Origin of the sequence: Exiguobacterium sp. HVEsp1, assembly GCF_002009685.1 — a bacterium.
In the GTDB taxonomy this organism is placed as follows: domain Bacteria; phylum Bacillota; class Bacilli; order Exiguobacteriales; family Exiguobacteriaceae; genus Exiguobacterium; species Exiguobacterium profundum.
On sequence record NZ_KV917367.1, the window covers coordinates 1,474,874 to 1,497,315 of the forward strand.

A 22,442-nucleotide genomic window follows, 5' to 3' on the forward strand; every position below is an offset into this window, starting at 1 on the left:
CATTGTTCAAATAGAGATATCTCAGGAAGAGTCCCAAGACAATCGTCATAACGACAGCGGGAATGAGTCCGATTAGTAGTAACGTACTCATACGGTTTCCTTTCTGAGCGACTCGAGACGTTCATGCATCTCATCAAAGGAATGGTTGTCCGTCAACATGCTGAGCTCTGCATCTGCGATTTCCGTCACTTGAGTCGACCATTCTCGTTCAATCTCGATTTCGGATTTCTTGATTTCTTCGTTGGCCCGCTCGACTTGTTTCGAGTGAATCGTTTCAAGACGCGACCGAATCATATCGCGAAGCAGTGAGGTCAACTCATCTTTCAGTTGTGTCCGTCCGTCTCCCTCGAAAAATTGACTCGCATTCTTATAGCGCTTCAACACCGACTGATAGGGTGATGTCTCGAGATGAATCGGTTCGATAGCCTCTCGTAGCCATGCCACGTCGAGATCTCGCTCGAATTCAAGCGTCGGAAGGAGAGACGCTTGACGTTCTGTCAATCGTTCGACCAAGGCGACGAACTCGCGTTTAACGTATCGCTCCAACCGATATTGGAACACTTGGAGCTCTTGCTGGATGTCATAGGCATACTTATCGAGTGTCCGTCCGAGGGCACGCTCCAAGCTCTTCCTTGACCCATCGACCTCGACCGGATGGAACGTTTCCTTGACGAAGTCCGAGAGGCGGAGGAGCGAACGCGTCTCGAGATGGGCGAGGAGTTCTTTCGCTTCCCGGTCAAACAAATCGATGAGTGCTGACACATCGAGTGCCGGTGGGTTCTCGAGTAAAGCGATTAACTGCTGGCGACGATGTTCTTTCGCCGACGCGTCTTCTTTCGCTTCATTCAAAACACGATCAAATGCAGCGAGTAGCGCTGTCGTTTCTTCCTGTATACGCATCGCGTTGGCGAGACGAAGGTCTTTGTCGACATAGCGTTCAAGTGTTGAGACGAATCGATCGAATCCTTCGTCATCCCCCTGCATGGCGTTTCGGCTTGAGATGGGGAGAACGCTTGGTCTCCGAACACCGAGCGCGGTCAACTGTTGTGAGACATAGCTTGTGACCGCATCCCGCTCCTCGTCATCTGTCGCAAGATCAGAGGCGTTCACGAGGAAGAACATCTCGTGATCTCCCGTCCCTTGGACCCGTCCGAGCTGAATGACGAGCTCCCGGTCCGCTTCCGTGAACGCATGATTATAGTACGTGACGAACAAGACGGCGTCCGCGTCACGCATGTAGCCGAACTGTACCTCGCTATGTCGGTTGAACTGTGAATCGGCACCTGGCGTATCGACGAAGACGATACCACGTCGTGCCCAAGGGGAGTCGAGATATAGTTCGATTTCTTTCACGATACAGCTTTTCTCTTCTTGTGCGACGAACGCGCAGAACGTGTCATAGTCGACGATTTCCGTTTGTCCGAGATAATCGAGCGGTGCCGCTTTTACCGCATTGACGAACGGGTGGTCGACATCGAGCGAGGTGAGGGAAGTCCCATAACCTTGTAACTCTTCTTCGAGTTCATCGTGTGATTTGAAGGTGATCGATGCCGTTCGATTCGTCCGTCCGTTCGGCGGGACGATCTTTGTGATGGATGCCGTCAACGGGTTAGGGGACGTCGGTAATACCGTCTCACCGAATAGCGCATTGAGAGTCGAGGACTTTCCAGCCGAAAATGCTCCGAAGATGGCGAACGTATATTGCTCATGCTTCGCGCGCTCGATTTTCTTACGTAATGTCGAGACACGGGAGCGGAACAATGGATGATTCTCTAATATTTCACATACCGCATTTTCATAAGAAAAATTAAAATCAAAAAAGTCCTGATCATCATCTAAAATCGACGTCGATGCAACCTCTGATTCAACAACATTCGACTGTTTTTCAGGAAGGTACGTCGCGTCGACATAGTTTCGAACGGCCAACTGATCTAACTGATTTGAATCAAGTTGCAACACTTCATATTGACCGATAGCATTCAGACGGTTCGAAAGACGAATCCGTAACGCTTCCGTATCGAGCGCTTCATACAACGCTTCCTCTTCAGTCGTAAATTGTTCCAAGCGCATGTCGACTTCCGCTTTCATGTACGTATCCGTCGAATGAACCCAAGGTTCAGATACTTTCGTCACCCATGACGCAAGGGCCGTCTCGATGTCACGACTGAACTGTAACACCGTGTCACCACTTAGGGATGCGCCGGATTTCACTTGTTCGGTGATGAGTGAGCTCGGTGCAATCGGGAGGACATCGCCTTTCGGTAGCAAGGTCTCTGGAAGTTTCAAATCTCGGATGATGTCTTCCGCGTACTTCACGAGGTGCGGTCGTAAGTTCATATCAATCAGACGGTTGAACTCTTTGGCGGCCACTTCCTCACGACGAGCTCGTTCCTGCTTCGTCTTCTCTTTCGAGAACAATAGTCCGACCTTGAAAGAAGGAGAACAACTCTCGAGATAAGAGCGTAATAACTCACGGAACTCATAAGTCATGATCGGTGCACTTTCGACGATTGGTGCCTGATGTTTGAAAAATTCGCGACGGAATGATGTCCACCATGCCCGTTTCTTCTCAAGGCGATGTAGACGTGACTGCATTTCCTTCGGACTCTTTTCATAAGTTGGCAATTGATCCAACGTCGATTGAATCGATGTTTCGTTGCGGCGGACTAGCGTATGAATCAATGCATCCGCATGCTTGACTTGCTGCTGTCTCGAGTCCGTGATGACTTGTCGCACATACGACCGCAAGCGCTCTACTTCGTTATGTGGATGCTTCAAATCACGAAGTGAGATGTAGAACGTGTCATTTGGTATGATGTCATGATGACGGAATGCTTTCGTCAATGACGCCTTGAAGTCCACAAAGGAAAGCTCATCCTCATCATGCTTGTCGATTTGGTTAATGATGATGGAGTAGGGACGTCCTTCCCGGCTAAATTGTTTCATCAGTCCGATGTTTTGTTCCGATTGGACATGGTTGTAGTCCATCATGAAGAACAAATGATCGGCCAAGAAGAGCGAGCGCTCCGTCGCTTGGCGATGTCGTCCATCCGTTGAGTCAATCCCTGGCGTATCCATCAACACGACGTGTTCATCAAATGGGAATCGGTCAATCGTATACTCAACTTCCTTGATTTCCTCGACTTTGCAATAGTCACTGATGTTTGATAGGGAAGAAGGGTCTAATGAAATCCAGTCCGTATCATTGATCGCGACAGCTGCCGCAGATTCTCCACCTCGTAATGTGACGATATTGGCACTTGTCGGAATCGGACTTGTCGGAAGGAATCCGTCCTCTAGCCAGTCGTTGAGCAATGTCGACTTCCCGGCTGAGAAGTGACCACAGACGGCAATCCAGACTTCTTCATTCGTTACTTTTTGTAGGGCTGTCCGAGCGAGTCGTGCAGCGTCCGTCATCTCCTCTTGTTCAAACGTTAAAGCGAGTCGTGCTAATTGTTCTCGTTGTTCGTGCATGTTTCCCATCCCCTAATTATGATTCCGTCGTGATGCCGACACGGTGTCCGACATATGCATCATTCGTTAAACAATCCATTGCTAAATCGGCGACATCGTTCCTCGAGATTGGACCTGATTGTTTCGTGCCTAATACCTTTTTTGAGATGATGATGTCTCCGTCCGATTGCTCATCGATCAGTTGAGTCGGACATATGATTGTGAAGGCTAAACCTGAATCCCGTAATAACTCATAAGCACGGGCATGATCTTCGGCTGCGGTTGTCATCGTACGCTTCGATTCTTTCGTTTCAAAGCGATAGTTGTCGCTATCATGAGCCTGTAAGATGCCGGCGGTCCCGACCGTGATGATGCGTGTTACGTTAAATTGTTTCATCGCTTCGATCACGAGTGGTGTGAATGTAGACAATACGTTCTGTTTGTCCGTCCCTAACGCCGAGATGACGACGTCTGCAGATTGAACCGTTTCTCGTACTGCTGCTTGGTCCGTCGCGTCTCCGATGATTTGGTTGACACCCTCCTTAGAATCCATCGAATGTCTTGTTAAAAGTTTGACGTCATGTCCTTGATTTAATAAACGCTCAAGTATCCGTTCCCCTGTACGGCCACTTCCGCCGAATAAAGCAATTGTTGACAAGTAAACCCCTCCCCATCAAGATGAAAGAAATATCCAACGCCATCATAACACGGAAGCGTTCACAAAACTGCCTGAAATGGTTCATTTCCACTTGAAAAGAATATGGTACGTTTTAGAATTGAAGAAGAAGGAAAAAAATACATATGACAGGTGTAAGAGAGGAAGGCACCACTACATGAAATTTGGGGCTAGAACTATTAAGACCGGACTATCGGTCGCAATCGTCTTGCTGATTGCCGAGGCATTTCAATTCCAACAAATCGTCGTCCCGGCACTGGCCGCATCGCTCGCACTGCTTCCGTCTGTCTATCAGACCGGACTACGATTAATTGAAGAGATGAAAGGGAACCTGATTGGAGCATTACTCTCCGTCTTATTTCTGCTACTCACTCCGAATCCGACACCAATCGCTATCGGATTCGTCATCATCATCGCCATCTCCATTCTTCTCTTTTTAAATTTAGAATCGACGACACGGACCGTCATCTTGACGACGATTCTCATCATGGAAGGGGCGAGCCAGTCGGATATGCCGGTGTGGGTGTTTGCGGGCGAACGTTACCTACTCATTATGATGGGGATTACGGTCGCATTGATTGTGAATGCACTATTGTTCCCACCTCGCTACGAGCGGAAACTCGAAGCACAAATCACCGACACATTTCAAATGGTTGTTCGGATCGCACGGTTATTTGCGGAAACAGAGGGTGGGCGCTCCTCATTCGAATCGTTACCTGAGACGAAGAAGTTGCATAGCGACTCAAAACAAACGTACGCCTATTTTGAAGAAGAAATTAAAGCGAATCGATGGCTTGAGAAGAAGACCCCGATCTTTCGTCGAGCTGTCCTGAAGTCTAAAATGATTGAGACGAACCGTGCCGCGCTCCATGTCATCGAGAAGCTCGATCATGATTTTCATACGATTGAACAACTTCCTCCACAATTGAGCGAAGAGCTGTATCGCCACATTCGTCACTTGTTGCGTCGACATGAGCGTCTGTTTTCAGCCTACGAGCTTGAGAACGAGCACCTCATCGATCGGGAAGAGGATCTCATCCATGAGAACTTTGACTTTGCGAAGTTAATGATTGAGAGGATGCGAGAAGAAGAGGAAGAACTCATTCTCATCGTCGTGCCGCTCGTGGCGACGATGACCGACTGGGTCAAGGCAATGAATGAACTCGAACGCTATCTTGTCACGGAAATGAAGAAACACGGAGACAACCTAAAAGTGGAACCACGTAAGAAATGGTTCTTTGAAGACAGATAACATGACACGGAGGGATCAAATCACGAAGTTGATTTGGTCCCTTTCATTTGATTAAAAGATACTGTTGGGATATATCAAATATGCTAGAAAAACAGTAAACTAATAGAGAACAGCGGTATTAATGAGGTGTAAAACGATGGCAACTATAAATGAAATTGCGTCAAAAGCTGGGGTATCAAGAACTACGGTTTCTCGCGTATTAAATGACTCTGGTTACGTGAGCGAGGCCGCTCGTCTCCGTGTATTGAAAGTAATCGAAGAGACCGGTTATGTTCCAAGTGAAAGTGCCAAGTCGCTACGAACTAAAAAATCAAAAGTAGTAGGTGTCGTTCTTCCCAAAATAAGTACAGAAACATCGAGCCGACTTGTAAAAGGAATTGATGACGTCCTCGCGGCCAAAGGGTATCAAATCTTATTGGTCAATACGAATTTATCGATTGAAAAAGAAACAGAGTCTTTAAAGTTGCTAAAAAGTAGAAACGTCGACGGTATCATTCTGTCGGCAACGCATGTCAGTAATGAATTGCAAAACGTTTTAGAAGAAACGAACGTTCCAAACGTTGTAGTCGGACAGCCTTATCCTGAAATGTATAACGTGGTGTTCGATGATTTTTTGGCCGCCAAAGAATTGACGAATAAGTTGATTGAGAATGGGCATAGAAAAATTGCTTACTTAGGTGTAACCGATTCTGACTATTCGGTTGGTATTATGAGAAGAGCAGGCGTGCGAAGTGCCATGGAAGAAGCGAACATTCAACTTCCACTCGAATGGGATTGGAGTGGCACATTTGATATTAAATCAGGTCAAGATGGAATGAAGGCAATCATAGAAGCAGGGCTTGGCCATCCGGATGTCGTTATTGCTGCTACCGATCGTCTTGCCGTAGGGGCTTTCGAGTACTTGAAACAAAAGCAAATTGAAGTTCCTAGGGAAGTCCTCTTAGCGGGAATGGGTACATCTGAACTTTCGAGATATGTCATTCCTTCGTTGTTAACAATCGATTTCCCGATTGAAGAAGCGGGGAAAAGTGCAGCAGAGTTGTTATTGACACAAATTGAAGGAAAGAAGACCGTTTCGACAACAGTAATTTCTCATAGACTTATTGAATAGAGGGTGTTATATTAATTGATGTAATCGTTTTCAAATCGATTACATCTTTTTTAACTGATATGGAATCGATTCCATATTTTTTTATACTGTGTGGAATCGATTCCATAAATTCAGAAAGGGGAGAGCTACATGTCAACTAATCGTTCAATCGCAGAAGAGATTTTGGTTGCTGTTGGTGGCCAAGAGAATGTGGAGTCTGTGGCACATTGTGCGACACGACTTCGATTCATGGTAAAAGATGTCGATCAAGTCGATCAAGTTAAAGTTGAGAACGTTGAAAAAGTTAAAGGCGCGTTCTACAATGCAGGACAATTTCAAGTCATTTTAGGAACAGGGACTGTGAATCGAATCTATGAAGAGATAGTACAATTAGGATTAAATGATTCTTCATCTTCAGACATGAAACACGCAGCCGTTCAAAAGAGTAGTCGTTTCCAACAAGCCATTCGTACTTTTGGTGACGTGTTTGTCCCGATTATTCCTGTCCTTGTGGCCACTGGTTTGTTCATGGGGTTACGAGGATTGTTGCTCCAAGAAGAGATTCTCGCTTGGTTTGGGGTAACGCCTGATTCTGTTCCCCAAAACTTCCTACTGTTTACGCAAGTTCTTACTGATACAGCATTTATCTTTTTACCAGCTTTAATCGCTTGGTCGACGTTCCGAGTGTTCGGTGGCACCCCGATTATCGGTATGGTTTTAGGGTTGATGCTCGTCTCTCCATCCTTGCCTAACGCATACGCTGTGGCAAGTGGCGATGCAGAGGCAATCATGTTGTTCGATTGGATACCTGTCGTCGGATATCAAGGTTCGGTTTTACCAGCATTTATAGCTGGTATATTAGGAGCAAAATTGGAGCGACGAATTCGAACCCGGGTTCCTGAAACGTTAGACCTCATCATCACACCTTTCATGACGCTGTTAATTATGATCGTCGTGTCACTTTTAGTAGTAGGTCCAATCTTCCATTCTGTAGAACAGGTCATTTTAGATGCTGCTACGACCGTATTGAGTTGGCCTTTGGGAATTAGTGGACTCATCATTGGAGGGCTGAACCAATTAATTGTCATCACCGGCGTTCATCACGTTTTTAACATGTTGGAAATTCAATTACTAGCCGAGTACAAATATAATCCTTACAATGCGATTGTCACTTGTTCGGTTGCCGCTCAAGGAGGGGCCGCGTTAGCAGTCGGATTGAAGACCAAATCGAAGAAACTGAAAGCACTAGCTCTTCCTTCATCATTCTCAGCATTTCTTGGGATCACTGAACCTGCGATTTTCGGGGTTAACCTTCGCTATGGTAAACCATTTGTTATGGGGTTAATCGGTGGAGCCGCTGGAGGTTTCTTAGCTTCTCTATTCGGATTAAAGGCAACTGGGATGGCTGTGACAGTGATTCCGGGGACGCTTCTTTACTTGAATGGACAAGTATTGCTTTACCTTCTCGTCAATATCGTCGCCATTGCGGTCGCCTTTGCATTGACATGGATGTTTGGGTATTCAGACCAAATGAAGAAAGATATTGAGACAGAGACGAAAATGAGTGCATAACCCTGAAAGGAGATTTCGCATGACAGACAGAGAGCAAACCATGCGCCAAGCAGTACAGGAAGAGTTGGTTAAACGAGTTGATGATAAAGATCCATATCGACAATCGTTTCACCTCGATGCACCAACAGGATTAATCAATGATCCTAATGGACTGGTTTTCTTCAAAGGTACCTACCATTTATTCTTTCAATGGAATCCGTTCGAAACGACACATGGGGCGAAATTTTGGGGCCATGCCACTTCGACAAATTTATTAACGTGGAAGCTGCAACCACCTGCTCTTGCACCAGTTGAATGGTACGAAAAAAATGGCTGTTATTCAGGAAGTGCCGTAGTCTGGAACGAAAAACTATATTTGTTTTATACAGGAAACGTCAAATCGAGCAATGGACGAGAAACGTATCAGTGTCTGGCCACTTCTGATGACGGAGTGACCTTTCATAAGCAAGGTCCGCTCGTCTATTTGCCTAAAGGATATACGGCCCATTTCCGCGATCCTAAAGTCGTACGTCAAGATGATGCCTGGCTCATGTTAATTGGAGCCCAAACCGAGTCGGGAAGCGGGGCGGTCGTCTCCTACAAGTCTGACAATTTATATGATTGGTCACTTGATCAAGTCATCGATGAGACAAAGATTGATGGGGCTGGTGAGATGGGATACATGTGGGAATGTCCAGATTTTATAGACTATGGAGAACAAAACATTTTAATGATGTCGCCCCAAGGGATGGAGCCGAACGGATTGTCTTTTCACAATCTATTTCAATCTGGGTATGTTGTCAGTTCAAACAATCAAATCAATCTTGAACAGCCGTTTGGCCCATTTAAAGAACTAGATCATGGATTCGATTTTTATGCCCCTCAATCATATGAACTGCCAGATGGGCGTCGCATCTTAATCGCGTGGATGGGTATCAGTGATGAAATCGAAGCTTTTCATCCTACGATTCATAATGGATGGGTACATGCGTTGACGATGCCAAGAGAACTGAGATGGGATGGGCACAACCTCCTTCAATCACCAGTGCGAGAGTTGAGAGAAATGAGATCCTCACGTAAATGGGAGGGAAGTTTGCTGAACGGGATGACGATTCCCTATTCTCAATCGGGCACCATTGAACTAGTGGTCAAACCTATAGATGAGGGAAACGATTGTTTCACGCTCAATTTTCATGATGAGGTGTTCCTTAGCTACAATAAACAGACAAAGCGTTTCACGTTGAAGAGACGCCATCTAAAAACCGAAATGGATGAAGTGAGACAATGCCAACTAGATGAATTGACGAAGTTGCACGTCATTATCGATCAATCATCGATTGAAGTGTTAATAAACGATGGTTCAACGACGTTTACGACTCGGTTCTTTCCTGACGAGCGAACAGGCATCTTGCTGCAAGACGGAATCTCGTGTCACGTCAATATGTGGGTACTCGACACTTCATCTAATATATAGAGACGTATCTGATTAAAACAGATACGTTTTTTATATGATTCAAGCCGTTCTTGAGAACCATCATCACTTTTGGACGAGGCGAAAATGAAGTTTTGTTCTTTATCTCCTTCATTCATAATGAAGAGAGCTACAAATCATCATTCTACGGAGGAATCATGAAAACATTTTTACAGCATAGCTTTAAATTTTGGAACATCCGCGTCGGATCCTATGAATTCGCTGTCCATTACGGAAAGCTCGGGACGATTGGTAAAGTTCAAATTAAGTATTTCGAATCCGAGGATATCTGTCGCAAAGAAGCGGACAAGCTGATTCGTCAGAAACTCCGGAAAGGGTATGTCAAGACCGAGATTGAGTGGGACGACTTGATATATGTCGATGACCCGGAAGTCGGACCGGACCGACTCACGGCACATCCTCGGTTCAATGCTCATTTCCAAGATGACTATTATTTAGATTGCACGGATGAGTATAGTCCGTTCGGCAGCGATGAAGGGGCCGACGTGCTCGTGATGTTCGAGGACGCGATCCGAAAAGATCGGGACATCGACTTCCTCGTCGGTGCGTACGACATCGTGTCAGGCTGGATGGAGCGAGATGTGTCGAGCCCTGACGACTGGACGACATATGAATACGGCTTCGACTGTGACATCGCCGTCATGTCGAGTACGTTCGCGTCGATTAAACTGACCGGTCATTTAGACGCTGCGTTACAGGAGGAAGGTGTCGCCGCACTCGATCGCCTCATCTTGCAAATCGAACCAGAAGACCGACCGCGGTTTGAATCGATGAGATTGCAGTTGAACAGTTTCCCGACCTCAATTTGAAACTTTTTTAGAGAGTGCGCCGTATACTAGAGGTAGAACGGACAAATGCTCCGAATCGTTAGGGGGAAACACCAATGTCAGACATAGAAACAACACCGACATCATTCAGTGGCACATTGCCGATCGAGGCACGAAGCGTCTTCCGATTGTCGAGCGCCATCTTTTATCTCATCGGGCTCGTCATCACAGGGGGGCTCGTCGCGGCCGCGCTTTATTTTGACTGGCCGACATGGCTCCAATATACGATGTACGCTTTACTCGCCATCGATCTCATATATAGTGTGATCGACATCGTCGTCTTCCAAAAGTGGAAGCAAGAGCGGTTCACATATGACGTGAAACCACTCGAGATTCGCCTGCATCACGGGATCATCACGACGCATGACGTCTTGATTCCGATGACGAAAGTCCAATACGTTCATGCCCAGCAAGGCCCGCTCTTACGAAAATATGGCCTGCAGACGATCACGATTGGAACGGCCGCCGGATCACATGACATCTATGCGATTGAAGAATCGTTCGCGAAGTCGCTCCGTGAACAGATTGCGGTCTATGCCCGCATCGAGGAGGAGGATGTTATATGACGGAAGCCGCCCTCACATGGCATCGCCTGCCGAGTCGCGTCTTGCTGTTGCGTGTCTTAGAGGTCATCAAGTCGTTCATCATCCCGCTCGTGTTGTTGTTCGTCATCAACAATGACTGGAGTTCGACGTTCGGTATCATCCTGCGCGTCGGGATTCTGCTGTTCCTCTTGCTCGATATTTTGCAGAAGTTCTTCGGCTGGCTCAACTTCCGTTATGCGCTCGACGAGAAGACGGTATATGTCATCGACGGTAACTGGATCAAGAAAGAGAAGTCGTTGCCGCTCTATAAGATTCAGAGCGTCCACTCGAACAGCCCATTCTTGTACCGGCTGCTCGGGGTCGTCGAATTGACGTTCGATACGAACGCGAACAGTGACGACGCCTCGTTCAAATTGTCGGGCGTCTTCCCGAATGAGGCAAAACGGCTCGAGGACATCCTCGACCAGGTCCGTCACCGGAAGACCGAAACCGACGTACCGGCAGAAGGGGAGACAGACGCGACCGAAACACAGGTGGTGATTGAAAAACCGGCGAGCCGTTTACTGTACGCCCTCTCGACCAGAGAGATCATCATCGCCTCGTTGACGTCACTATCGGTATTCGCCATCTTCCCGGTCGCTTCGACAATCATCTCGTCGATCGATGACTTCATCAATCTCGATGGCACGTTCGATACGATCGGCGATTGGGTCGTCCACGCGTCAATCATCGCGATCGGTCTGCTCGTCTTGTCGGTCCTGATGTTGTCGGTCGTCATCGGCATGGTCATCAACTTCTTGAAGTACGGGAATTTCCGGCTCGAACGACGCGGGGACCGCATCCGCGTTGAGAAAGGACTGCTCAACCGTTCCGCCAAAGAGATCCCATACGAGAAGATTCAAGCGGTCCGGGTCAAAGAGACGTTCATCCGGCGCTGGTTCAACATCGTAGGTGTCGAACTCGTCGCGGCCGGGACGATGGACGACTTGAAAGACGAGTCGTCAACCATCCTCCCGTTCGTGAAACGGGAGCGGGCGATGACCGTGTTAAACGAGCACTTCGACCAGTTCGTGTGGTCTGACACGCTTCATCGCTTGCCAAAACGTTCGCTCTGGGTCAAACTGCTACGCATCAGCTGGGTCGGAATCCTCGTCTCGGGTGTCGTTCTGTACTTCTTCCGCGATTACGCCTGGTGGCTCGTCCTGCTGTGGGCCATCATCATCGGCGGTCGACTGTTGAGCTATGTGACGACGCGTTACGCTCGTAATGGTCAGTTCATTGAGCTGCGGACCGGGGCCTTCAACGTCAGTTCATTCTTGACGGACAAGCCGCGAATCGAACAGGTCCAAGTGACTCAGACACCGCTCCAACGCCGTTTCGATGTATGTAACGTCCTGTTCTCGACACGGGGTGGCTTGTTGTCGAATGAGATGATCGAGGACATCCCGAAGCAAGAGGCAGAAGCCATGTTGCACTGGTTCTCTCGCTATACGGTAGAGGAAGATATGAAAACACCGGGCTAACGCCCGATTATCGACGAGCCCAGTCGCGTAGTGCGATTGGGCTTGTCTTTTTATATCGTCTTCATGCAATCGCACAATCATGAGCTTGAAGTTGATCATCTTTTGCGTGAGCACGAAAAAAGCATGGCGCGTGTAGGTCACACGGGTCATGCTTTCTCATGAACAGCATGAGGAGAGACTTTTGGGAGAATGATTGTGAACGTTGTTTCTCTTGGTTGGCTCGTTACGTGAATCTCGCCCTCGTGTAAATCGATGATGGACTTGGCGATGGCGAGACCGAGACCTGATCCACCGGTGTAATGCGCACGTGACTGTTCCACTCTAAAAAATCGCTCAAACACGTAAGGGATGTCACGGGAGGGGATGGCCTCCTCGCCATAGTTCGTCATGTTGATAAGGACCGCTTCATCCGTATCATCGATGAACATATCGATATACGTTCCGTCACGCCCGTAACGAATCGCATTCTCGAGTATATTCTCAAACACACGGACGAGCTTCAACACATCCCCTTCCACGATGGGACGTTCGGCTGAGGAGCTGAATCGAGCTTCCATTCCAACTTCCGAGAGACGTAACGTCGACTGCATGATGAGCTGATTGAGCAATTCATCGAGACGGACCTCGCTTGTCTGGAGGGCGATCCGGTCGTTTTGCAGAAATGTATAGTCAAAGATATCGTTAATCAAGCCTTTCAGATGGGTCGCGTTCTCATGGATGACTTGGATGTAATGACGCAACTCCACCTCGTCCCGGTAACGGTCGCTGTGAATCAAGTCAAGATAACCCGTGATTGACGTGAGGGGGGAGCGCAAGTCGTGGGCGACGTTCGTCACGAGCTCATGTTTCAACCGATCCGCTTGAAGCACTTCCTGCTCCGCTTTTGCCGCACTGTCCGAGATGGCGCGTACGGTTGCCATCAATCGTTCTAGCTCTGGCGGGACAGATGGTTCAACCGAATCACGGTCGGCGTGGAATTCTTCGACAAGTGAAGTCATCCGCTCAATGTGAAACTGTAAATATCGTTTACGCTCATATTGATAAATCAACACAAGACAAACGGCGACCATCAAACTATAAAACAGGAAGAACACACCTTCACGGAAATACGACAACACGATTATCAGACTCTCCATAAATCGTGATGACTCTTCAAGGTACCAGACGACAGGCAGTAACAGCATACCGCTCAATGTGGCGACCCCGAAAGCAATAACTGCATACAGCAGACGTTTCCACATCGGGATGAACGTGATGACGCGCCAGATATTATGTCTCAATTTTATATCCCACTCCCCACACCGTATGAATGATGACCTCATGTGGCACGACAGCATGTAATTTCTCGCGGATGTTACTGATATGAACCATCACCGTCTGGTTCGACCCGACCCCATGCTCTTGCCAGACAGCCTCAAATATTTCTTCAGAGCTATACACCCGGCCTTTATGTTTCGCCAGTAAATACAAAATCTCAAATTCACGTGCAGTCAATCGAATCGTCTGCTCTTGCATCATGACGGTGTGGCTGGCTCGATCGATGAGGAAAGGGCCAGCTTGTACACTTGAGGACTCGCTTGGTCGGTTATAGTTTGAACGGCGCAGCAATGCTTTAATACGTGCCATCAACTCGAGCGGATTGAACGGTTTGATGATGTAGTCATCGACTCCCGTCGTCAATCCCAATATCTTATCCATATCACCCACTTTGGCACTGACCATTAAGATCGGAATTTGGCTCGTCTGGCGCACCCGCTTACAAAATTCAAGCCCATCCATCCGAGGCATCATCCAATCTAAAATGATTAAGTCAAACGATTCTTGGTTGAACAAGTCAAGCGCCATTTCCCCGTCGGTTGCCATCGTCGTGTGATACCCGTCATTTTTTACATACACATCAATCAGTTCTGCGATTTGGACATCATCATCCACTAACAAGATTTTTGTCATGCTGAAACTCCCTCGCGAATTAAAGTTGGAAATTCTGATACAAACGTCGGAACGGGGCGTATTGGACGACGAAGCGAACGAGTAAGAACCCTAAGAGCGCCCCGGACGCATTTGCCAATAAATCATTCACATCCGTGCTTCGTCCACTGCCTAGTGTCGTGCGCACCAATAATTGAATCAATTCAAGGATCAGACTAAACTGTAATCCTAATTTAAGTACTTCTTTTTTCGTGATCGACGGTTTCAAAAATGGAAGATAACAGCCGAACGGGAGGAACATCACGACATTCAGCACAAATGAATACACATCGATGGTCAAAATCGGAATAAAATTAATCGTTCTCCACCACGGAACTTGATTCGCATACTTTCCTAAATTGACGTCAATCGGGAAAAACACGAAGTGAAGGACGCCTAATAAGTATATCCCGAATGATAGAAGTAAAATAGTTTGTGCGGCTTTTACATGTTTCTTGCGAAACGACCAGACGAGTAACGTGATGAGTCCGAGGATGGCGAGTGGGATGAGAACGACCCTTGATTCGATTGTGAACATAACTGAATAATTCTGATTATACATGGGAATAAACCTCCTAAGAATTTGAACTGTCTTCATTGTAGATGGCAGATTTAAAGAATTCTTAAAGGAGTCATAAATGAAATCTAAAAAAGGCAAAGCGCTTTGCTCTGCCTCGAACTGTTGAACAACGGGCTTAGAAACGTGGTCTCTGAATGATGTCGGACGGACAGCTATCATTCGTCACGTCAACTTCACCGTTTTTGTGTTTCTGTTACTGAAAAATGGGAACAAGTATGGTATGATGCAAGTAGAAAGAGACCGGTGCTGGACACACCGACCTCTGGCTTACAGGCTACCACTTTAAGAGTGGTCCCAGCCGCCACAATGGTTAGTGAATCAGAAAGTGACCCATCTCATTGCGCCGAGGGGGTCATTTTTTTGTGCGTTCAGACGTTGCACGATCGGATGTTCGGTGAATCACCAAGTGAACGATGATCGGAGCGAGGATTGGGATCATGACATAATCCCCAACCCAGGTCCAAAGTTGTTCCATCCGCACCACCGCCTTCCTCCATTGTGGACTTGGCGGCTGACCCCACTATTGCTGCGTTAACCTGCTTCTTCATTATAACAGATTTGTTCGCAAAAATGCGCTGAAAACAAGAACAAACGTTCCTGTTTTATAAAATGAATCTTTTGATGGAATCGGTCTCATGAATGGGTCCAAAGAAGGAATTGAGTCGAATCACTCTTGCTTGTTAGATGTCTGACAGGATATAATCAATCTCGTGTGTATACACGGGTGGGTGAGGGTGCCAATAAAGGATTGATTCCTATGGCAAAACAAACAGAATGGAAAACAGAAACATACGGGGGCGTGCTGAACTTTCTGGCGACAGCATACATCCCGGCCGTGCATGCGGCAATCTTGACACAAGCCGGACTCCCGTTCGAGGGGGCGCTCGTCGGAGCGATTTTGACAAGCATCATCGGGACATTGATTGCGGGATTCTTCAATCTGCCGCTTCTCTTGTTACCGGGAATGGGGATTAATGCGCTCTTCACGTACACGCTCGTCCTACAGATGGGATTGAGCTGGCAAAGTGCGCTCGCCGTCTCATTCGTCTCAGGTGTACTCGTCGTACTATTGACGGTCACCAAAGTCGCGAGGAAATTGGCGAACGCGTTCCCGCCGATTATTCATGACGGATTGACTGTGGGTCTCGGTCTCTTCCTCATTTTGATTGGTCTTGAGGCGGCAGGAATCGTCTCAGGTGGGGGTGGGGCATTGCTCCACATCGGTGACCTCGGAGAGCGTAACGTCCAGGTGGCCTTTTTATCACTCTTCGTCGCCATCTTGTTGTTCTTGAAGATGGGACCGAGCAGCTTCCTATGGACAATCGGTTTTGGTGTCGGTCTCAGCGCCGTGATGGGAACACTCGATTGGACGGGAAGCTTCGCGTTGACACCGTTCTTCGAATCGTTCGGCACGGTATTTGGGAACATCTCGTTCGCCGAGTCGACATCTCCACTCTTCTTCGTCGCGGTCGGTGTGCTTACGCTCGTCTTGTTGATTGAAAACATCAGCTTGATTCAGAATCAGACACGGGCAATCGGCAAAAAAGAAGAGGCGCCGAAAGGTCTTGTAGCGCAAGGTCTCTCGACGATGGCAGGGGCCATGTTCGGGTCAAGCCCGACGGTCTCGACGGTCGAAGTGGCTGCCGGGATATCTGTCGGGGCAAGAGGCGGGATCGCTTCGTTCGTCACGTCTGGATTGTATGTGGTATCGCTCTTATTGCTACCGCTCTTTGCAATCATTCCTGTGACGGCGATCGCACCGGTTCTTATCATCATCGGAATGATGATGTTCCAGAACGTGAAGCATTTGCCGCTCGATAACTGGGAACATGCCTTCCCAGCAATCCTTGTCATCATCATGATTCCGTTCACGTATTCCATCGTCGATGGCATCGGGCTCGGATTCATCGCCTACACGATGATTGTCTTGTTCAAGAAGGGCTATCGGTCGCTCAGTCCGGTCGTCGGTGTCTTGACCGTATTGTTCTTAGTTTTCTTCTCATTACCAGTCTGGTTATAGAGACACGCGCGGCATCGTTCATGATGAACGGTGCCGTTTTTTTTATGATTCCTAAGGGATGGTTCATGCTATAATCGCAGTAATTTGAAGAGAACGGGGAGGGGATTTGATGCAAGTCATTCAAGAATTCGCATCGTACACAGAATGGCTCAAGTCGTTAGAAAAGCTGAGTGAATCTGAGTGGAATAAACAGATCGACTCGGAGAAGTGGTCCATAAAGCAAATCGTTCTACATATCGCCCATTGGGACAATCATCTGTTAAATGTCATCATCCCATCGGTGAAGAACGGGGAAGGGATGATCTTCCCTGACTTTGACTCGTTCAACGCGCGGGCGACGAAAAGGGCGGAGCAGTTATCAGGTGACGTCGTATTGAAGGAATCAATACAAAGTCGGCGAGCACTCGTCACCATGCTCGAGTCTTTAAGTGAAGAGACGTTGATTTTTAAGACGTCAGCGAACGGAGTCTCCCATGATCCGCATCAAGGTGTCCCATACTCACTGCACGTAATCATCGAAGAATTCATCGAGCATGACCGACACCATATGAAGCAAGTCGAGTCCATACTGAAATGAGACATTGGAAAGTGCGTGGTCTAAAACGAAAGTTAATTCGTCTTCAGCGTAATATGTAAGAAAATCATCATGATTTTCCAAATGAGTTTCATAATGGTAATTGGAGTACCAAGATTCCGGTCGAACAAACTTTTTTATTGGATGTTCAACACAGTGCCCAAATCAAACAGGCAATCATCCATGTTCTGCTCGATGAAGCGAAACGACTAGTAGAGTTGCGTGTGGATGAACGAATGCGAGTCGTTGTGCTGATTGATCTTCCTACACTCTGGAACTCTGAGCTTCTCGTGTTTCAAGATGAAGAGGGGTTACAATCGTTTATGCGGCGTGATTCACCCCACCAAAAATGGATTCCAATCCCTTATGTAAGAACGTTTATAAACCAATTGGGCATTCGGAGTGACTGGGATATTCGCATGTACGGATTTAAGGAATGGTTGTTCGAAGAAGATGAAGGTAGAGAATTGTGGATGCTCGGTCAATGAACGGGCATTTTTCTTATGTCTAAAAATAACTGAATATTCCGTAAAAGTTCATGGTATAATCCATTTAATCCTATTTCCAAAAAAAGGATTCAATCTATGAAGGGAGCCGTCACATCAGATGAAAACGATCAAACCGAATATACATAAGCGGAAACACCGATGAAACAAGCCAAAACGATCTTTGTGTCAGGGATTCTATTCTCATTACTACTTGTCGCGCTCATCTCCTATTCCGGTCAACTGGGATACCGTTACTATCAATCATTAAATATCTCAGGGAGCGAGATTACGAGTTGGGTCACCGACTGTCATGACAAACGAAAGTTTTTAGGGATTTTCGAAGTGACGGATGTCGACTTTTGGTGTGGGGATGCGCCATATGAAGAACCAGAAGGGAACGGTCCAGACGGAGCGATGATTGACTCAGAAGAGGGTTCAGGTGGTACACCGAAAGAGCGGATTAATGACCAATCCCCTTCTTACGGAAACCCGTCAGGAGAAGAGACGAGCAGCGTCTCCTACCTCCCATACATGATTACCGGACTGCTTATCTTGCTCGGATGGTGGCTCTGGAAAAGACGACGCCCTTCGAAGAAACAAAGCGAGGAGGGAGAGTTAGATATCGAGGATCACTCGCTAGTGACTTCTGACAACGCGTCGATGCAGATAAATCGAACGGTTCATCCATTACCAGCATCGGCTATCCGAAAGCAGTTGATTCAATTCGAAGCAGCGTTACCTCCATATAAACGTCGTCGCCCAACTGAGACGTTGTCGACTTGGGCGAAACGAATCGAGCTCGATGCATCCCTACTTATCTATTTAGAGACACGTTATGATGATGGAAACATCTCACCACAACGTGAGCGAGCGTTCACCCAACAACTTGATGAATACCTACTACGCACACAAAAGGAGTCGAACTCATGACCATCCGACACGTATTGGACCAATTAGACCGCATTTACCTCGGTAAACCGGAAATCACAAAATTATGTTGCACAGCCCTACTGGCGAACGGCCATATCTTGCTAGAGGATGTGCCTGGGACGGGGAAGACGTTACTTGCGAAAAGCATCGCCAAAAGTTTTGAGGCAGACTTCGCCCGAATTCAATTCACAGCCGACCTGCTGCCTTCTGACATCATCGGTTCAGACTTCTTCAATATGCAGACCCAGACGTTCGAGAACCGCACCGGACCGATCTTCACGAATATTTTACTCATCGATGAAGTGAACCGCGCCGTTCCGAGAACGCAATCCGCCTTGCTTGAAGCGATGGAAGAACGCCAAGTTTCTATCGGTGGCGTCACCTATCAACTACCGAAACCATTCTTCGTCATCGCGACGCAAAACCCGATCGAGTCGGCAGGAACGTTCACGCTACCGGACGCCCAACTCGATCGCTTCCTCATGTCCCTTCAAGTCGGATACCCTGGGGGAGACGAAGAGCGGAACTTGATTTTGCAGACGATTTCAAAGACGAGACAGACAGTGCATGCCTTGATGACGAATGAAGCTTTTTTAGAAGCAAAAGAAGAAGTCGAGAATATCCGAATTCATGAAGATGTCGTCACGTATTTGCTCGCACTCATCCACGAGACGAGACAACACCCGTTAGTCGAAGTCGGGGCGAGCCCACGGGCGACGCTCGCGCTCGTCAAGGCCTCACAAGCTTATGCGTACTTGAACGACCGTCAGTTTGTGACGCCTGAAGATGTTCAAGCCGTTGCACCACATGTCCTCTCGCACCGATTGACCCTCACCCTTGAAGGGGACATCAAATCGACGAAGCGACAAGTGTTGGTGGACGTACTCGAGTCCGTAACTGTCCCCGTCGAAAAGGTGTAACGATGCGACAGGTCGAAATCAGTACACCGTCCATTCTTCAGGACCAACTTTGGCCGGCTTATGTCAGTCTCGGTCTCCTCACCATGTGGATGCCTTATGTATGGCCCATCGCTTATGTATGCGGAGCATTATTAATCGTCATCTTCATCCGGAAACGAATCATTCGAACACTTTCAAACGAAGTCTCATTTTCCATCCGGCAGAAAGAAGATCTCTTGTTCATCGACGATGAGACATCATGTATCGTCCGTATCGATGGGTATGAGCGAATCATTGCCCTCGGCGTTCCGCTATTTATTCGACTAGAGGGTAATGAACGGATGGTATTCGAGGACGGGGCACAGGCATACGACACCAGGATCGAACAGGACATACATCATGTGAGCGTCTCGGTTGTGAAGCGTGGACCTGCTTCGATTCATACGTGTGTGATGCGTGTCACGTTACCGTTTTATTTAGGTACTCTTTTTTTCACGGATGAGGAGATGGATATGCCCTCATGGATTGTGTTACCTACCATCACGAAGTCACCAATCACCGAATCTCGCATGATTCGGATGGGTGACCGTATCGTCAAGCACTCCCCGCTGAACGATCCGTTGATGATTCAGAGTGCAAAACGATATGAGAAGGAACCGGCCAAACAGATTGACTGGGTCGCCACTTCAAAGGTCGGTCATGTACAGGCAAAAGTGTTCGAACGACAAAATCTCGACACGTTCACGATTTCCCTTGATTTGAGCGGTCCGCTCGGCAATGGGCTCCATGCGCAATATGAAGACTTGATTCAACAGACGGCGTATTGGGTCTCTTACTTGATCAAAGAAGATTGTAAAGTGGAGCTGTTAATCAACCGACTCGACAAAAACAACCAAGTCGACCGTGTTACACTGGGAGAAGGAAGAAAACAATTACGGCTCATTCTCGTCCGACTGGCGATGATTCATGAATCGAACGCGTTTGTTGCGTCATCGCGATTCACGTCATATGTCAGTCGTCACAAACAGCCGCACGCCGAATTGATTCACATCAATCACGCGATGTTGTTGAAATCTTCAGGGTAATGAAAGGAGAAACACATGCGACGAATGACGGGCTTACTCATATGTTGTGTCGGACTACTTGCAAACACAACAATCGTATCAGCCGAGATGACTGAATCCTCGGCGGAACGTTTTGCAGATGCATATTTTTATGACATTGTGATGGATCATATTCAGGGAGATGATCCGGCTAATTATCATATGACAGACAGTGAGAACATCTCGTTCGGACCACTACTCGAGACATACGTACCGTCATCCTCTTGTTACAAAACGGGAGAAACATGTACGTTCGTCCCAACGAAAGAATATGTGGCGACCGTCTTTCAAGATGACGAACCGGTCAACGTGATCGGAACATATGAACAAGCAGCGGGTACATATGCGTTCTCAACGTTTGGTTCAGATAAAGAAACCCCGAAAGCGTTGACGGACGTAAAAGGCGATCTCGTGAAGTACACAGAAGAATCGGCTTGGTTTGATTATGATGGGGACATGTTGACGGCGTTGACATCTAATACAAAACAGATGATTAGCGGAGATGAGATTTCAACTGAGGCGTTTCAAGTATTATTGGTTGAAGAGCATGAAAGGATTGAAGGGGATGCCGAAGAAGGAATGATAGGTGGAGCAGGCGACTCATCATCAGTCCATTCTGATGAGGAAGAGTCAAACAAGCCAACATCGAATACCAACCGATTGATTGGCTTTGCTGTGTTAGCGATATTGCCATTCGGATATTGGTTCCTCAAGAGACGAAAAGCAACATGATGTCAAAAGACTTATCCAATCATCATAATCCACTAGAATTAGTGGTCATACCGAGTCATGCATTGAGAGACAGAGAAGCAACCTACTTGATCTTTCGCCATTTGGAGAATGAACAGTTTCCATTACTTATAGAGCGTAAGCGGACTGTAAGGGATTCGAGAAAACGTCGCTTCTCTTTTAAAAGTCAGGAAGAAGAGCATGTGATGACCAAAACCATCAAAAATCGTGAGGTGTTAGAGTCGGAATTGACGCTCTCTTCAAATGAGGTCATCGTCTTAAGAGGAGAGAGGGATTGGATTCTGAGCTATTACGAAGACGGGTTGACGCTTCAAGGAAACCAAGTGAAACGTGTCTCGACAACTGGTATTGTCCAAATGGAGACATTTTTTGAACATGTGGTTAGAGGCGCGTTTCCCATCAAATTGGCGTTTGGTTTATGTGGGACGTTTGCTCCATTTGAAAACGTGTTTCGCTTTATATTGCATAACCCAGATTGGAAAGGATTGATTGAAGACGACTTATTGCCTCAGCTTCAGATTCCGAAGGCGAAGAATGTGTGGCAGTCCCTTTCATATCCGACATACGAGCAGACGCTTAAGACGTTCACTATTGAATTTCATCCAAATATACTAGGAAATTTCATACTCGCACATGATGCTAACGATACGTACTATTTCATTGATCATGTGAATGGGGAGATCAAGATTTTTTGAATTCTAAATAAAGAGGGGTAGTGTAG

At 47.2% G+C, this 22,442-nt stretch carries 19 protein-coding genes and 1 pseudogene; 15 read left to right on the forward strand and 5 right to left on the reverse strand.

The window, feature by feature from the left end; genetic code table 11:
* Nucleotides 1-87 precede the first annotated feature (87 nt).
* Together BV910_RS07610 and BV910_RS07615 are read right to left on the reverse strand one after the other, a co-directional pair.
* Nucleotides 88-3,474: a dynamin family protein gene (locus BV910_RS07610; protein WP_078146894.1), complete on the reverse strand. Its 3,387-nt coding sequence runs from the start codon at nucleotides 3,472-3,474 to the stop codon at nucleotides 88-90.
* A 16-nt stretch (nucleotides 3,475-3,490) separates the two neighbouring features.
* Entirely contained in the window at nucleotides 3,491-4,111 is a 621-nt protein-coding gene (locus tag BV910_RS07615; RefSeq protein ID WP_078146895.1) for an NAD(P)-dependent oxidoreductase, read from the reverse strand.
* A gap of 175 nt (nucleotides 4,112-4,286) precedes the next feature.
* Here BV910_RS07615 and BV910_RS07620 point away from each other — a divergent pair, with 175 nt between their 5' ends.
* From BV910_RS07620 to BV910_RS07650, 7 genes are all read left to right on the forward strand, one after another.
* Complete coding sequence (locus tag BV910_RS07620; protein ID WP_078146896.1) at nucleotides 4,287-5,381, forward strand: FUSC family protein; 1,095 nt, start codon at nucleotides 4,287-4,289, stop codon at nucleotides 5,379-5,381.
* Between the two features lie 136 nt (nucleotides 5,382-5,517).
* A complete protein-coding gene (locus BV910_RS07625) occupies nucleotides 5,518-6,492 on the forward strand; it encodes a LacI family DNA-binding transcriptional regulator (protein WP_078146897.1) in 975 nt (324 codons plus the stop codon).
* A gap of 129 nt (nucleotides 6,493-6,621) precedes the next feature.
* A complete protein-coding gene (locus tag BV910_RS07630; protein ID WP_078146898.1) occupies nucleotides 6,622-8,043 on the forward strand; it encodes a sucrose-specific PTS transporter subunit IIBC in 1,422 nt (473 codons plus the stop codon).
* A 19-nt stretch (nucleotides 8,044-8,062) separates the two neighbouring features.
* Nucleotides 8,063-9,496, forward strand: coding sequence for a glycoside hydrolase family 32 protein (locus BV910_RS07635; RefSeq protein ID WP_078146899.1), 1,434 nt, complete (start codon nucleotides 8,063-8,065; stop codon nucleotides 9,494-9,496).
* A gap of 155 nt (nucleotides 9,497-9,651) precedes the next feature.
* Complete coding sequence (locus tag BV910_RS07640) at nucleotides 9,652-10,323, forward strand: WGR domain-containing protein (protein WP_143404761.1); 672 nt, start codon at nucleotides 9,652-9,654, stop codon at nucleotides 10,321-10,323.
* Between the two features lie 74 nt (nucleotides 10,324-10,397).
* Nucleotides 10,398-10,907, forward strand: coding sequence for a PH domain-containing protein (locus BV910_RS07645; RefSeq protein ID WP_078146901.1), 510 nt, complete (start codon nucleotides 10,398-10,400; stop codon nucleotides 10,905-10,907).
* Nucleotides 10,904-12,409 carry a PH domain-containing protein gene (locus BV910_RS07650; RefSeq protein ID WP_078146902.1) on the forward strand — a complete coding sequence of 502 codons (1,506 nt, stop codon included), beginning with the start codon at nucleotides 10,904-10,906 and terminating at the stop codon, nucleotides 12,407-12,409. The genes BV910_RS07645 and BV910_RS07650 overlap by 4 nt, the downstream gene beginning before the upstream one ends.
* Before the next feature lie 146 nt (nucleotides 12,410-12,555).
* Here the strand turns inward: BV910_RS07650 and BV910_RS07655 are convergent, their stop codons facing one another.
* From BV910_RS07655 to BV910_RS07665, 3 genes are read right to left on the reverse strand one after another with little or no spacing between them, the layout of a single operon-like run.
* Nucleotides 12,556-13,689, reverse strand: coding sequence for a sensor histidine kinase (locus BV910_RS07655; RefSeq protein ID WP_240499819.1), 1,134 nt, complete (start codon nucleotides 13,687-13,689; stop codon nucleotides 12,556-12,558).
* Complete coding sequence (locus BV910_RS07660) at nucleotides 13,679-14,359, reverse strand: response regulator transcription factor (protein ID WP_021067428.1); 681 nt, start codon at nucleotides 14,357-14,359, stop codon at nucleotides 13,679-13,681. Before BV910_RS07660 ends, BV910_RS07655 begins: the two co-directional genes overlap by 11 nt.
* Before the next feature lie 19 nt (nucleotides 14,360-14,378).
* Nucleotides 14,379-14,939, reverse strand: a complete 561-nt coding sequence (locus BV910_RS07665; RefSeq protein WP_078146904.1) for a VanZ family protein — start codon at nucleotides 14,937-14,939, stop codon at nucleotides 14,379-14,381.
* A gap of 775 nt (nucleotides 14,940-15,714) precedes the next feature.
* Between BV910_RS07665 and BV910_RS07670 the strand changes: the two genes are divergently transcribed.
* The 8 genes and pseudogenes from BV910_RS07670 to BV910_RS07705 all read left to right on the forward strand — a co-directional run bounded on the left by BV910_RS07670 (nucleotide 15,715) and on the right by BV910_RS07705 (nucleotide 22,416).
* Nucleotides 15,715-16,977 carry an NCS2 family permease gene (locus tag BV910_RS07670; protein WP_078146905.1) on the forward strand — a complete coding sequence of 421 codons (1,263 nt, stop codon included), beginning with the start codon at nucleotides 15,715-15,717 and terminating at the stop codon, nucleotides 16,975-16,977.
* A gap of 109 nt (nucleotides 16,978-17,086) precedes the next feature.
* Entirely contained in the window at nucleotides 17,087-17,554 is a 468-nt protein-coding gene (locus BV910_RS07675; protein WP_078146906.1) for a DinB family protein, read from the forward strand.
* A gap of 77 nt (nucleotides 17,555-17,631) precedes the next feature.
* Nucleotides 17,632-18,039 (forward strand): annotated as a pseudogene (locus BV910_RS07680) (DUF3916 domain-containing protein); the annotation flags it as partial.
* A gap of 159 nt (nucleotides 18,040-18,198) precedes the next feature.
* A complete protein-coding gene (locus BV910_RS07685; RefSeq protein WP_078146908.1) occupies nucleotides 18,199-18,969 on the forward strand; it encodes a hypothetical protein in 771 nt (256 codons plus the stop codon).
* Nucleotides 18,966-19,889 carry an AAA family ATPase gene (locus BV910_RS07690; protein ID WP_078146909.1) on the forward strand — a complete coding sequence of 308 codons (924 nt, stop codon included), beginning with the start codon at nucleotides 18,966-18,968 and terminating at the stop codon, nucleotides 19,887-19,889. The genes BV910_RS07685 and BV910_RS07690 overlap by 4 nt, the downstream gene beginning before the upstream one ends.
* A gap of 2 nt (nucleotides 19,890-19,891) precedes the next feature.
* The gene (locus BV910_RS07695) at nucleotides 19,892-20,953 is read left to right on the forward strand and encodes a DUF58 domain-containing protein (RefSeq protein WP_078146910.1); all 1,062 of its coding nucleotides are present in this window, start codon (nucleotides 19,892-19,894) and stop codon (nucleotides 20,951-20,953) included.
* Nucleotides 20,954-20,968: 15 nt separating this feature from the next.
* Nucleotides 20,969-21,703 (forward strand): hypothetical protein, encoded by a 735-nt coding sequence (locus tag BV910_RS07700; protein ID WP_078146911.1) that lies wholly within the window; start codon nucleotides 20,969-20,971, stop codon nucleotides 21,701-21,703.
* 203 nt (nucleotides 21,704-21,906) lie between these two features.
* Nucleotides 21,907-22,416: a hypothetical protein gene (locus BV910_RS07705; RefSeq protein WP_143404763.1), complete on the forward strand. Its 510-nt coding sequence runs from the start codon at nucleotides 21,907-21,909 to the stop codon at nucleotides 22,414-22,416.
* The last annotated feature ends 26 nt before the right edge of the window (nucleotides 22,417-22,442 follow it).